Annotated in this window: 10 protein-coding genes and 1 tRNA gene; 3 read left to right on the top strand and 8 right to left on the bottom strand. The window is 38.7% G+C overall.

Translation table 11 applies throughout. The features are described 5' to 3' along the window. The 5 genes from AACV33_RS18930 to AACV33_RS18910 all read right to left on the bottom strand — a co-directional run. The coding region (locus AACV33_RS18930; RefSeq protein ID WP_182700528.1) for an ABC transporter permease at positions 1-1,508 on the bottom strand (1,508 nt) is incomplete at its 3' end. 67 nt (positions 1,509-1,575) lie between these two features. Next, positions 1,576-2,589, bottom strand: a complete 1,014-nt coding sequence (locus AACV33_RS18925) for a Fe(3+) ABC transporter substrate-binding protein (protein ID WP_065612250.1) — start codon at positions 2,587-2,589, stop codon at positions 1,576-1,578. 172 nt (positions 2,590-2,761) lie between these two features. Then, positions 2,762-3,991: an ammonium transporter gene (locus AACV33_RS18920; RefSeq protein WP_065612251.1), complete on the bottom strand. Its 1,230-nt coding sequence runs from the start codon at positions 3,989-3,991 to the stop codon at positions 2,762-2,764. 17 nt (positions 3,992-4,008) lie between these two features. After that, a complete protein-coding gene (locus tag AACV33_RS18915) occupies positions 4,009-4,347 on the bottom strand; it encodes a P-II family nitrogen regulator (protein WP_023604547.1) in 339 nt (112 codons plus the stop codon). Positions 4,348-4,513: 166 nt separating this feature from the next. Further along, a complete protein-coding gene (locus tag AACV33_RS18910) occupies positions 4,514-4,882 on the bottom strand; it encodes a YacL family protein (protein ID WP_065612252.1) in 369 nt (122 codons plus the stop codon). Positions 4,883-5,025: 143 nt separating this feature from the next. Here AACV33_RS18910 and AACV33_RS18905 point away from each other — a divergent pair, with 143 nt between their 5' ends. The 3 genes from AACV33_RS18905 to AACV33_RS18895 all read left to right on the top strand — a co-directional run bounded on the left by AACV33_RS18905 (position 5,026) and on the right by AACV33_RS18895 (position 8,716). Then, the gene (locus tag AACV33_RS18905; protein ID WP_182700527.1) at positions 5,026-6,171 is read left to right on the top strand and encodes a sugar diacid recognition domain-containing protein; all 1,146 of its coding nucleotides are present in this window, start codon (positions 5,026-5,028) and stop codon (positions 6,169-6,171) included. Between the two features lie 127 nt (positions 6,172-6,298). Beyond that, positions 6,299-7,564, top strand: a complete 1,266-nt coding sequence (locus AACV33_RS18900; protein ID WP_182700526.1) for a GntP family permease — start codon at positions 6,299-6,301, stop codon at positions 7,562-7,564. 12 nt (positions 7,565-7,576) lie between these two features. Beyond that, positions 7,577-8,716 carry a glycerate kinase gene (locus AACV33_RS18895; protein ID WP_065612254.1) on the top strand — a complete coding sequence of 380 codons (1,140 nt, stop codon included), beginning with the start codon at positions 7,577-7,579 and terminating at the stop codon, positions 8,714-8,716. A gap of 90 nt (positions 8,717-8,806) precedes the next feature. On the opposite strand, the gene acnB is transcribed toward AACV33_RS18895, so the two are convergent. The 3 genes from acnB to AACV33_RS18880 form a co-directional block, all read right to left on the bottom strand. Beyond that, positions 8,807-11,395 (bottom strand): bifunctional aconitate hydratase 2/2-methylisocitrate dehydratase, encoded by a 2,589-nt coding sequence (acnB, locus tag AACV33_RS18890; protein WP_182700525.1) that lies wholly within the window; start codon positions 11,393-11,395, stop codon positions 8,807-8,809. 222 nt (positions 11,396-11,617) lie between these two features. After that, a complete protein-coding gene (locus AACV33_RS18885; RefSeq protein ID WP_065612256.1) occupies positions 11,618-13,885 on the bottom strand; it encodes a patatin-like phospholipase family protein in 2,268 nt (755 codons plus the stop codon). Positions 13,886-14,049: 164 nt separating this feature from the next. Beyond that, positions 14,050-14,126 (bottom strand) — tRNA-Asp (locus AACV33_RS18880). Positions 14,127-14,174: the final 48 nt, after the last annotated feature.

Here is a 14,174-nt window from a genome sequence, read left to right as displayed (position 1 = left end):
GTTGCCAAAGTCTCAAAGTTAAATGGGCGCAGCAATAGTGCAGCATTCAACTCTTTCATGGTTTCAATAAAGACCAATAAGCCAGCGATTAAACAACCACGACGAATTAATGGGAAATGAACTCGACGTAGCATAGACCATGTTCCACAACCTAAAGTGCGCGATGCCATGTCTAATGACGGTGGGATTTTATTTAAATTACTTTCAATAGAGCCAATAGCAACGGCAGAAAATCGCACAACAGAAGCAAAAATCAGCGCAAAAATAGAACCTGAAAAAACTAATCCAATCACACCAAAACCAAGTTGTTTAGATACATCATTAACAAAATGATCTAAGCCAATCATCGGAAGCATTACACCAATAGCAAGCACCGTTCCAGGAACCGCATAACCTAAAGAAGCTAAACGCATCGGGACCACACTCCACTTACTGCTTGGATGCAAGCGGTATAAAAAATTAACAACTAAAGCGATTAACACAGCAATGATCGCGGCAATGGATGAAACATATAAACTATTTAATGCGTATTGCTGAAATTCACCAGTCCAACTTTCGTCAAAATAATCAATAGAATAACTAATCAGTTGCAGCAAAGGGAGAATAAAAGCGATAGATACTAGTCCCCAGCACCACATAAATGCAGCCCATTTTTTCCATCCATGAAGTTCATATTGAAACTCTTCATTCGTATTAAATTTTTCTTGAAACATTTTTTGCTTACGACGACTATAACGCTCACCACTGATCAGTAAAAGAATGCCCATTAACATGAAGGCTGATACTTTCGCTGCTGCATTTAAATTGGAATAGCCTAACCACGTATCGTAAACTGCGGTAGTTAACGTATTCACCGCAAAATAACTCACCGTACCAAAATCCCCTAAAGCTTCCATCGCCACTAAAGATAAAGCCACAGCAATAGAAGGTCGAGCTAAAGGTAACGATATACGCTTAAAGCTTTCCCACGGGGTACATTTTAACAAACGAGCTGACTGTAATAAGCTAATGTTTTGCTCCATAAAGGCAGCACGAGCAAGCAAATACACATAGGGATACAGCACAAGAGACATAACAAGAATCGCGCCAGTTAATGTCCGAATATCAGGAAACCAATAATCAGAATAAGATTGCCACCCAAAAACATCCCTTAAAAGGATTTGAATTGGCCCTGCAAAATCTAACCAGTCGGTATAGATATAACCGACAATATATGCAGGCATAGCTAAAGGAAGCACAAGTGCCCACTGTAAAACTGAAGCTGATGGGATACGACACATAGCCATAAACCATGCGGAAGGAACACCTAAAATAAGAGAGAAGAACATCGCACCAAAAACTAATAACACCGTATTTAAGGCATAAGTAGGTAGCACCGTATTAAATAAGTGCGTAAAGATGTCATCAGTATTACCAAGGGCGGTATATAAGATCGCTAGGATCGGTAAAACCAGTAGTAGAGAAATACTCCAACTACCGGTTTTCCAGAATAATAATTTTTCTTTCATTGCCTAAACAACAAGGCTCTTTTAAAAATGATGAGGTATTGTTACCTCACCAATAGTAAATATCAAATTAAAGATCAAACTTCACTTCATCTAAAAGTTTAATTGCTTTCGTGTGGTTATCTGCAATCTCATCTAAAGGTAGAGTATCCGCTTTAAATTCACCCCACGATGCCACTAACTCTGAAGGTTTAACACTTGGCTTAACTGGGTATTCGTAGTTCACTTCAGCGTACATGCCTTGAGCAACATCACCAGTTAAAAACTCCATTAATTTTAATGCATTGTCTTTATTCGGTGCATATTTAGCCATCGCCATACCACTGATGTTTACATGTGTACCATCAGTATTTTGGTTAGGGAAATTAATGTATACCGACTCAGCCCATGATACTTGCTTAGGATCATTCACCATTTTACCTAGGTAATAACTGTTACCTAAAGCAACATCACAAAGGCCTTCTTTAATCGCCTTAACTTGAGCACGGTCATTACCTTGAGGTTTACGTGCAAGGTTTGCTTTTACGCCTTCTAACCATGTTTTAGCTTCTGCTTCACCATGATGAGCTATCATCGAAGAAACAAGAGATACATTGTAAGGGTGCTTACCACTACGAGTACAAATTTTTCCTTTCCACTCAGGGTTAGCTAAATCAGCATAATCAAAATCAGCACCTAATTTACCCACACGATCACGAGATGAATACACGTTACGAGCACGAAGTGTTAATGCAAACCATTCATCGTCTGCGTCACGGTATTGAGCGGGTACGTTCGCATCAATAGTTTTACTATCAACAGGTTGAACTAATTTTTTATTCGTTAATTCAGCAAGACGGCTAATGTCGGTAGTTAGAATAACGTCAGCAGGACTTAACTCACCTTCTTGAGCTAATTTTTCAGCCAGCCCTTTCTTAGCAAATTTCACGTTAACTTTAATACCAGTCTCTTTAGTGAATTCTTTAAACATTGGCTCAACTAAGAAAGGTTGGCGGTAAGAGTAAACATTCACTTCTTCTGCAGCCATAACACTTGGTGCGAATACGCCTGCAATTAATGCAGAAACTGATAATAACTTTTTCATGATATTCCTTTAAAATCTCTAGTTACAAATGGTAATAAGAATACTTATCAATATCGATATTATACAAATGAATTTAAAAATGACAATGACCAGACTCATCTTTTATAAAGAAAAACCTCAATACGACCGCATTGAGGTTAATAATTATGTAACAACATATTAGCAATGCTGTTTATTTCACACTGACAAACTCAGGATAAGCATCAATACCACAATCATGAACATCCATCCCTTCTAGTTCCTCTTCCTCTGTAACTCGAATTCCGATGGTTGCTTTAATTATTGCCCAAACCACAAGGCTTGCTATAAACACCCAAGCAAAGATAACAACGGCTCCCAATAACTGAGCACCAAAACTAGCATCCGCATTACTCAGTGGCACAACCATTAACCCAAAGAAGCCACAAACACCATGCACTGAAATCGCCCCTACTGGATCATCAACTTTAATTTTATCAAAGGCCACAATACTAAAGATAACTAACGCTCCAGCAACGGCACCCACAATAACAGCAGCTAAAGGAGAAGGTGATAACGGATCTGCTGTGATAGCAACAAGACCTGCTAACGCCCCATTTAATACCATTGTTAAATCAGCTTTTCCCCACGTTGTTTTACACACAAATAACGCAGCTATCGCCCCTGCAGCTGCGGCTGCATTCGTATTTAAGAAGATTTGGCCGACTGCTGTCGCATTTTCAAAATCAGAAATCATCAATTGAGAGCCGCCATTAAAACCAAACCAACCAAACCATAAAATAAAAGTACCCAATGTTGCTAATGGCATATTAGACCCTGGAATTGGATAGATTTGACCTTTCTTACCATATTTACCTTTACGTGCACCGAGTAATAATACTCCGGCTAATGCCGCTGAAGCCCCTGCCATATGAACAATACCTGAACCAGCAAAATCACTAAACCCAGCTTCTGATAAGAAACCCCCCCCCCATGTCCAATACCCTTCCATCGGATAAATAAACGCGGTTAAAATCACAGAGAAGACTAAAAAAGACCATAATTTCATTCGCTCAGCCACGGCACCAGAAACAACTGACATTGCAGTCGCAACAAATACAACTTGAAAGAAAAAATCAGACTCTAATGAGTGATCTGCACCTTCTACTTGAGTTCCAATTAATGTTCCGAATGAAGGTAGAAAACCCCCACTCGCATTATCAACATACATAATGTTATAACCGACAATTAAGTATGTTGTACAAGCTATCGCATACAAACAAAGATTTTTAGTTAAAATTTCAGTGGTATTTTTTGAGCGAACTAGACCAGCCTCTAACATTGCAAAGCCGGCGGCCATCCACATAACAAGAGCGCCAGACATTAAAAAGAAGAAGGTATCAAGGGCATAGCGAAGTTCTGATACTGTAATTGAAAGTTCCATAATATTGTCCTCTATCCTTAAAGTGCTTCAGTGTCAGTTTCACCAGTACGAATACGTACCGCTTGCTGAAGGTCATAAACAAAAATTTTACCATCACCAATTTTTCCGGTATGAGCCGCTTTCACAATGGCGTCAATGATGTTATCTACATATTCTGCTTGAACTGCAATTTCCAATTTTACTTTCGGTAAGAAATCGACTTGATACTCAGCCCCTCGATACAGTTCTGTATGTCCTTTTTGACGACCAAATCCCTTTACTTCAGAGACCGTCATTCCATCAACCCCAGCATCCGCTAGCGCCTCACGAACATCATCTAACTTAAATGGTTTAATAATGGCATTAATTATTTTCATGATTAAATCCTTCGAATTATTTGCAACTTATAATTAATAATCCAATTCGTGTGCCAACTTTCAAACACATAACAATCAACAAGTTATAATCCAATTTTATTAAAAAAAAAAAGGCCGCACTAAATAAGTGCAGCCTTTCCCGAATAATGAGCAATAATAACGCAAATTAGAAGCGTCTAATAAATGCTTCCCAACTTTGAAGCATCGCTTCAAAGTCCTCTAATCCACAAACAGAAATACATTCATCATCGTATATATGAATATCTTCTTCAAATTCTTCTTCTGAGTTTTCAAATAATGCATTTTCCTGCACAATAACCTCTTGGTCAGTCAAAACCAATGTCATTACCTTTCCTGACAGTTTCCATTCATCTTGCGTATTTTTTACTGCCGCAATCTGTTTATATAACTCAGCCAATAACTCTATATTCTTCGCTACGTCTTCAACCAACCAACGACCCATCGCCTCATGTCCCATCGAAAAGTTTGCATGATAAGTGCCATCAAGTGTGTTTTTCTTAAATTCGTAATCCATTGGATATCCTAACGATAATATTGGCGTTAACTCACACGTTTAAAATCAAAGATAACGTTGAGCTATTTTCTTTCAGTATAATCTCATCCCTGCTTTTTTTATAGCTAACCGTAGCTTCACCTTATGATTAACGAGATTTTATAATGCAGTTAACCACTATCATTGCGAAACAAATCGTAGAAAGAACAATGAAAATAATTAAGCATTCAGTCAATGTAATGGATGAATACGGCGTGATTATCGGTTCAGGTGACCAAACAAGATTACACTGTCGTCATGAGGGGGCTATTTTAGCGATTAATGAAAATAGAATCGTCGAAATAGATAACGCCACCGCATTACAATTACGTGGTGTAAAAGCGGGAATAAATCTCCCTATTATTTTTCAAAATACGGTTATTGGTGCTGTTGGCGTTTCTGGAAAGCTTTGCGAAATACAACAATATGGTGAACTCGTTAAAATGACCGCAGAACTCATCATAGAACAAGCGGCTTTAATGACTGAAATACAATGGTCAAAAAGGCACAAAGAAGAATTAGTACTGCAATTAATTCAACCTTCAGATTTAAATACACAACAACTCAACTCTATTGCAGAGCGGTTAGAACTCGATCTTCAACAACCAAGAATAGCTACAATTATAAAAGTAGATTCTTTTAAAGGAGAAAATTTATCTCTGACTCATTTACAAAAACTTGTCCATTTATTGGAATATCCTGAACGAGATAATCTGGTTGCTATTAGTTCAGTTACATTAAATGAAGTCGTCGTTTTGAAACCAATCACATTAACTGAAAATGGCTGGAACCGTACTTATGAAGAAAAGCGTATTCGCCAACTTTTTCAACGAATTTCTCATGATGAAAAATTTACGATAAAAATAGCACTCGGTGATTATTTTCCAACAATAGAAGGACTTGCACAGTCCTATATGACAGCAAAAGCCACAATGAACACTGCAAACTCAAAAAATCGAATTCTTTTTTATCAAGATAATGTTCTTCCTGTATTAATTAATGGTCTCAAATCAGATAATTGGCGCTCGGAACAATTGAAACTGCCAATAACAAAACTTAATGCTCACGATTCAAAAGGAGTATTACTTAAAACGCTCCACGCTTTTTTTAACCATAATTGTGATTCAACTCAAACCTGCAATGCTCTCCACATACATAGAAATACATTACGATACAGATTAGATAACATACAAAAAGAAACAGGCTTAGATATCAATAAGATAAATGAAATTACATATTTATATCTAGCGACATTAATGCATGAACAATAAGTCACACTTTGTGCATCTGCACAATAAAATAGACTATATGTCAATTAAATTTGGTCATTAGTCTAAAGCTTATTATCGTTGTTACCGATAGATTACCGACATCTTAATTATTAAACGGAACATTAATATGATCGAAGTATCTACTTTGGGTGCACTGGCCGCTCTCACCGTTTCAATTACGCTCATTTTGAGAAAAGTACCGCCTGCGTATGGCATGATCATTGGTGCGCTTATCGGTGGTATCGTTGGTGGCGTGTCTTTAACCGATACTGTAAATTTAATGATTGGCGGTGCACAAAGTATCGTTACAGCAGTACTTCGAATTCTAGCTGCAGGTGTTCTTGCTGGTGTTCTGATTGAATCAGGAGCAGCAACTTCGATAGCTGAAACTATTGTTAAAAAAGTAGGAGAAACCAGAGCTTTACTCGCACTCGCCGTCGCAACGATGATTTTAACTGCCGTAGGTGTCTTTGTTGACGTAGCAGTAATTACCGTTGCTCCGATTGCATTAGCGATTGCTCGTCGTGCTGACCTTTCAAAAATGGCAATTCTATTAGCTATGGTTGGTGGCGGTAAAGCAGGTAATGTGATGTCACCTAACCCAAATGCGATTGCTGCTGCTGATGCCTTTAATGTTCCTTTAACTTCGGTAATGGCTGCCGGTGTTATTCCTGGTTTATTTGGCGTCGTTTTCGCTTACTTTATTGCTAAAAAATTGGTGAATAAAGGCAGTAAAGTTCAAGAACACGAAGTCGTCTCTGTTGATCATTCTCGCCTACCAAGTTTTGTTGCTTCAATGGTTGCCCCTCTTGTTGCTATCAGCCTTCTTGCCTTACGCCCTATCGCAGGAATTAATGTTGACCCTTTAATTGCCCTTCCACTTGGTGGCTTACTTGGTGCTGTAGCAATGAGCCGATTTAAAGACACTAACCATTTTGCAGTATCAGGTCTATCTCGAATGGCTCCCGTTGCAGTGATGCTACTAGGTACAGGTACACTCGCTGGTATTATTGCAAATTCAGGTCTCAAATCAGGGTTGATTGAAGTATTAACTGCATCTGGTCTTCCTTCTTACTTATTAGCGCCAATTTCTGGTGCCATGATGTCATTAGCAACAGCATCAACCACAGCCGGTACTGCCGTTGCTGCAAGTGTATTTAGTCATACTATCCTAGAGCTTGGCGTGCCTGCTCTTGCTGGTGCCGCAATGATTCATGCAGGTGCAACGGTATTTGACCACATGCCACACGGCAGTTTCTTTCATGCGACAGGCGGTGCTGTTCATATGGATATGAAAGAACGCTTAAAACTAATCCCTTACGAATCAGCAGTCGGTCTAATGATCGCTACCGTCTCTACTCTTATTTTTGGCGTCTTCGGTTTATTTGTTTAATAAGGCTTTATTATGAAAATTGTTATCGCTCCTGATTCATACAAAGAAAGTTTAACCGCAATGGAAGTTGCTACCGCAATTGAAGCTGGCTTTAAACAAATATTACCTAATGCTGAATATATTAAATTACCGATGGCTGATGGTGGCGAAGGGACTGTTCAATCTTTAATTGATGCTACTGGCGGATCAATTATTGAATGCCAAGTCACCGCTCCCCTTGGAAATACTGTCACCGGTTTTTACGGTTTATTAGGTAATGGAGAAACGGCGATTGTTGAAATGGCAGCAGCTTCTGGCCTTCACCTTGTCGCACCTGAGCATCGCAACCCATTACATACGACAACCTATGGTACGGGTGAGTTAATTAAAGCTGCGCTAGATAAAGGTGTTAAACATATTATCGTGGGTATTGGTGGCAGTGCTACCAATGATGGCGGTATCGGTATGGCTCAAGCACTTGGTATTAAACTATTAGATAAAGAAGGCAATGATCTGGCTTTTGGTGGCGGCTCATTAGCAAACTTAGTTACTATCGATGTGAGTAATAAAGATCCTCGATTGGATAGCATTCTATTAGAAGTCGCTTGTGATGTAGATAATCCATTATGTGGCGCTAAAGGAGCCTCGTTTGTCTTTGGACCACAGAAAGGAGCTACCCCTAAAATAGTTAACCAACTTGATAATAATCTGAGTCATTACGCTGATATCATGAAGAAACAGATACATAAAGACGTTAAAGATATAGCAGGCGCAGGTGCTGCTGGTGGTCTTGGTGCTGCATTGCTTGGGTTATTTGATGCCACCCTTCGCCCTGGTATCGAAATCGTAATGGACGCGGTTAATTTAAGTGATGTGTTATCTAATGCAGATTTAGTCATTACTGGTGAAGGTCGTATCGATAGCCAAACCATTCATGGTAAAACACCAATTGGGGTAGCCAGGACTGCAAAAAAATATAACTTACCTGTTATTGGCATTGCTGGTTGTTTATCTGACGATTGTGCTATTGTTCATGATTATGGTATTGACGCGGTATTTAGTGTCGTTCCTCGCTCTGTATCATTAGAGATTGCACTAAAAGAAGCAGCAATAAATGTTGAAAATACAGCAAGAAACGTAGCTTCTATTTATTCTATGAGTGCAAAAAAATAATGTAATACCTCTAAATATACCCTTATGGAATCAAATAATACGCAATAAAAAAGCAGCCAATTGGCTGCTTTTTTGATTTATAAACAAAGATTAAGCAGGTTCTTGAAAAATAACCGTATCTGCTTTGTCTGTGTATTGACCCATTTTATGGAAATTCAAGTAACGATACGTATCCGCTGCTGTTGCATTAATCTTTTCAGCGTACTCTAAGTATTCAGCTTGCGTTGGAATTCGACCTAAAATCGCACCAACCGCTGATAGCTCAGCAGAAGCCAGATAAACGTTAGCACCAGTACCTAAACGGTTAGGGAAATTACGAGTTGACGTCGACATTACCGTCGATTTATCAGCAACACGCGCCTGATTACCCATACATAAAGAACAACCAGGGGTTTCAATACGAACACCGGCACGACCAAATATACCGTAGTAGCCTTCTTCAATTAACTGATCTTTATCCATTTTAGTTGGTGGTGCAACCCATAAACGTGTACTTAAAGAGCCATTAAACTCTTCTAACATTTTACCTGCCGCACGGAAGTGACCAATGTTTGTCATACAAGAACCAATGAATACTTCATTAATTTCTGTACCTTGAACTTCTGAAAGTAAACGAGCGTCATCCGGATCATTTGGAGCACAAAGAATTGGTTCTTTAATATCCGCAAGATCAATTTCGATCACATGCGCATATTCCGCGTCTTTATCTGCTTCCATCAATTCAGGATTAGCTAACCACTCTTCCATTGAAGTAACACGACGCTCAAGAGTACGACGATCGCCATAACCTTCAGAAATCATCCACTTCAACATAACAATGTTTGAATTCAAGTACTCCTCAATCGACTCTTGAGAAAGCTTAACTGTACAACCAGCCGCTGAACGTTCTGCCGATGCATCTGATAACTCAAACGCTTGTTCTACAGATAAATGTTCAACACCTTCAATCTCAAGTACACGACCAGAGAATTCATTTACTTTACCCGCTTTAGCGACTGTTAGTAACCCTTTCTGAATACCGTAGTAAGGGATTGCATGAACCAGATCACGCAGTGTAATACCTGGTTGCATATCGCCTTTAAAGCGAACCAAAATTGATTCAGGCATATCTAGAGGCATAACACCTGTCGCAGCAGCAAAGGCAACAAGGCCAGAACCAGCAGGGAAAGAAATACCTAGAGGGAAACGTGTATGTGAATCACCACCCGTACCCACGGTATCAGGTAGAAGCATACGGTTTAGCCAAGAGTGAATAACACCGTCACCCGGACGAAGTGAAACTCCTCCACGATTCATAATAAAATCAGGCAATGTATGGTGAGTATTAACATCAACAGGCTTTGGATAAGCCGATGTATGACAGAATGACTGCATTACAAGATCAGCAGAGAAGCCAAGACAAGCAAGATCTTTTAGTTCATCACGAGTCATAGGGCCAGTGGTATCCTGAGAGCCCACTGTTGTCATTTTAGGTTCACAATACTGACCAGCACGAACACCTTCAACTCCACAAGCTTTACCAACCATCTTCTGAGCTAAAGTGTAGCCTTTATCTGAAGCCGATGGATCAACTGGTTTAGCAAATAAACCGGTCTCTTCAAGACCAAGAGAAGTACGAGCACGGCTTGTTAAACCACGACCAATGATCAGTGGAATACGCCCACCAGCACGAACTTCATCAAGTAATACAGCTCCAAGCTCAAAGCTAGAGATTTCCGCGCTACCTTTACGAACAACACCTTCATAAGGGAAGATATCAATGACGTCCCCCATATTCATGTCTTGCACATTCAATTCAATCGGTAGCGCACCTGAGTCTTCCATTGTGTTGTAGAAGATCGGCGCGATCTTACCACCTAAACAAACACCACCAGTGCGTTTGTTCGGTACGTAAGGAATATCATCACCCATAAACCACAGAACAGAATTTGTCGCCGACTTACGAGAAGACCCCGTACCAACAACATCACCAACATACGCTAATGGAATACCGTCTTTTTGCAGTTCTTCAATTTGATTAATTGGCCCAACACTGCCCTCTTGATCTGGATTAATGCCCTCTCGTTCCATCTTTAACATCGCTTTCGCATGTACAGGAATATCAGGACGAGACCAAGCATCTGGTGCTGGTGATAAATCATCGGTATTAGTTTCACCCGTGACTTTAAATACTTTAACGGTAATTTTTTCAGCTACTTTTTCTTTTGCTGTAAACCAATCAGCATCTGCCCAAGATTGAATAACCTGTTGAGCTGAGACATTGCCAGCCTCCGCTTTTTCTTCTACATCGTAAAAAGAATCGAACATTAATAATGTATGGGATAATGCCTTAACTGCGATAGGCGCTAATTCGACGTCATCAAGCAAACTTACTAATGAATCAATATTGTAGCCGCCTTGCATCGTACCTAGTAACTCTGCTGCTTTTTCACGACTCACTAATGGTGAAGAAATATCACCCGTTGTAATTGCAGTTAAAAAACCGGCTTTAACATAAGCTGCTTCATCAACACCTGGGGGAATGCGATTTTCTAGTAAATCAAGAAGGAGTTCTTCTTCACCTTGTGGCGGATTTTTTACTAGTTCAACTAATGCTGCTACTTGCTCAGCATTTAATGGTCTTGGGACCACACCTTCAGAAGCACGTTCTGCGACGTGTTTACGATAAGCTTCAAGCACGACTTAATTCCTCACTTTCTGGTCTACTCTTAATGAGTAAACATCCTTGGAAACGATTCAGTTTATATCCATTAACTTTTAAATACTGTTATAAATCTCAATAAAACAAGAGAATATGATGTCGATATAGACTAAAAATGTGGCCAGACTATATCAAATTTAACTTAAAATTAAAATCTAACGACATCAAACAACATATGACTTATGGCGCACTTTTAAACATTATAATGTTGCACCAATGCTTAAATATACCGATTCGTGGCTTTGCTCTGTTCTACCATAAGCTAAAATAATTGGTCCTATTGGTGAGTCTATTCCTGCAAAAATAGACCCTGCAGTATAAATTGGAGCTTCTTTAAAACTTTCACCATTCCAGAGCCCCCCATTTTCTATTGAGCCACCTAAATATATAGGGGATTGAAATAAACCAAAGTCGTTATCCATTAAACGATAGCGATAAACAAGACTAGCAAACATTAAATTCTGCCCAGTTAAGCTGTCTTTTGGTGTTCCTGATAAACGTAAAAAACCACCAAGAGATTTAGGTTCTAATTGTAAATCACCTTTTTTATTTTCTACAATACCGTATTCAAAGTTACCGACGAAAGTATGACGAGAATGAGTCCAAGCAGCTCTTGTATTGACTGTAAACTCTATAACCGAATCTTTTGTCCCATCCGAATCGATAGCGCTATCATCAACATTATCATGAGAATATAAATACTCAGAACGAACGTAGAAGCCTTTAGTAGGAAAGGTATAATTATCCAGTGTATCAAGACGATATTGAGCAAAAATACCTTCTCTTGTATAACTTGCATCAATACTTGAAATACTGGTAAAAGCAACATCACCCTTGGTATACCGGCCACCAATTCTAAAATCACTCCATAGGTGCCCCTGTAAACCAAACGCTCCTTCAAATACAAGATCACTGTATTCTAGAGGGAAATTATTATCAATTGAGCTCAACTCATTTCCTGAAAGGGAGAATTTTTTCTGTTCTACACTATAAATCGATTTAAAAGAGGTAAATAATAGTTGGTTCACTAAAAAGGGAGTATACAACTCAGCTGAAATTAATTTATCAGTCCCGAATTCGAAATTTGTTCTCAATTCTGAACGATTATCTCTTAATCCTGTTAATTCAATATCGGTAAAATTTATAGAAATACCTAATGAATATTTACTTTGATTATCAAAATCATCTTCTAAAGCAAAACGAAAGTCTAAATAATTTGGTCCCCAACTTTTTTCTTTTACCTCAACAATAAGATCATGGGAACCAACGTTATTTTCTTCATAGTAATAATCAACCCTTTCAAACCTATCGATGACATACAGGTCTCTGATGTGCCCTTCAAGTTCATCCGCGGTATAAGCTTTACCTTCTTTAAGATTCAATCGGTCTAACAGCATTTTCTCTGTATATAGACTATTATTAGCTAGTTTTATTTTATTAATTGGTAATGATTCACCACGGGTAAGCTGTTCAGTTTTCAGTTTTTTGTCTTCTAAATATGCTTGATAATCAATTTTGGATAAAACCAATTTATTTAATTCTTTATGTTTTTCATACGCAATATCATAACCCTTACCATAAGCAAAAGGCATTTTATCAAATTCTGCTGTTTCCATTTTTCCGACATGAGGTGAAAGTAAAATGTCTTGTTCATCTAATAATTTTTCTTGTTGGAGAGTACTATTTTTTACAATGTAATTAGTCAATTGGCCCATAACAGATAAATAACTAGATATGTCTTTAGCTTCTAGATAGTCCGAACCAATATCAACAGCAATAATAATATCCGCTCCCATCTCTCTTGCTATATCAACAGGCATATTATTAACACTACCACCATCAACCAATAAAAGGCCGTCATATTCAACTGGTGGCAAGGCTCCTGGCACTGACATGCTGGCCATCATCGCTTTGGACAAATCACCTTTATCCAAAATAACAGGTTCGAGTTTTTCAATATCGGTTGCTACCGCTCTAAACGGGATAGGAAGATCGTCAAACGATTCTAAATAAGGAACATTACCTGAAGTTGTTCGAAGAATTTTTGCCATATTTTGGCCTTGAACAAATCCTTTTGGCGCTTTTAATTCTGTAAATGAGAAACCAATATCGGTTCCTATTTGGTAGCGATCTTCATATTCTTTATCTCTTATTTGCCTTTCACTTCGCTCAACTTTATCAACAAAACCGCTATTCCAATTCACGGAATCAATAAAGACTTCAATTTCATCGGCACTCAATCCTGATGCATATAACCCTCCAATATATGCCCCCATACTAGTACCTGTAATGTAATCAATGGGAATATGCATTTCTTCTAATGCTTTTAATACGCCGATATGTGCAGCACCTTTAGCCCCACCTCCGGCAAGCACCAATCCAATTTTTGGACGAGATTCATCAGCTAACACTAAGAAAGAAGAAAAATAAAGACATAAAGAAGGGAATATAAGTGGCTTGAAGCGCATAACATCATCCTTGAAAATACAATAAGAAAAGAATACAGGATGATTGCGTAGAGAGAAAGCTCAACTAGTAGAGTAAGGTATTTAACAATATACTTAATAAACGTAGATTACGTTTATACAGACGTAAAAAAGCCCTAATCTTTCGATTAGGGCTTTTTAAATAATGGCGGAGTGGACGGGACTCGAACCCGCGACCCCCGGCGTGACAGGCCGGTATTCTAACCAACTGAACTACCACTCCGCAGTGTCTATTCAGCATTATGCTATTACTTAAATAAAACGTGTCAGC

It is taken from the genome of Aliivibrio sp. SR45-2, from assembly GCF_963890165.1.
Lineage (GTDB): Bacteria > Pseudomonadota > Gammaproteobacteria > Enterobacterales > Vibrionaceae > Aliivibrio > Aliivibrio salmonicida.
Note: the sequence above shows the minus strand (reverse complement) of the source record. Positions and strands in the feature narration are given on the sequence as shown.

Bases quoted from the DNA above. Each gene is read 5' to 3' on its own strand.
- AACV33_RS18925 (WP_065612250.1), bottom strand. From the start codon at position 2,589: ATGAAAAAGTTATTATCAGTTTCTGCATTAATTGCAGGCGTATTCGCA.
- AACV33_RS18920 (WP_065612251.1), bottom strand. From the start codon at position 3,991: ATGGAACTTTCAATTACAGTATCAGAACTTCGCTATGCCCTTGATACC.
- AACV33_RS18915 (WP_023604547.1), bottom strand. From the start codon at position 4,347: ATGAAAATAATTAATGCCATTATTAAACCATTTAAGTTAGATGATGTT.
- AACV33_RS18910 (WP_065612252.1), bottom strand. From the start codon at position 4,882: ATGGATTACGAATTTAAGAAAAACACACTTGATGGCACTTATCATGCA.
- AACV33_RS18905 (WP_182700527.1), top strand. From the start codon at position 5,026: ATGCAGTTAACCACTATCATTGCGAAACAAATCGTAGAAAGAACAATG.
- AACV33_RS18900 (WP_182700526.1), top strand. From the start codon at position 6,299: ATGATCGAAGTATCTACTTTGGGTGCACTGGCCGCTCTCACCGTTTCA.
- AACV33_RS18895 (WP_065612254.1), top strand. From the start codon at position 7,577: ATGAAAATTGTTATCGCTCCTGATTCATACAAAGAAAGTTTAACCGCA.
- AACV33_RS18885 (WP_065612256.1), bottom strand. From the start codon at position 13,885: ATGCGCTTCAAGCCACTTATATTCCCTTCTTTATGTCTTTATTTTTCT.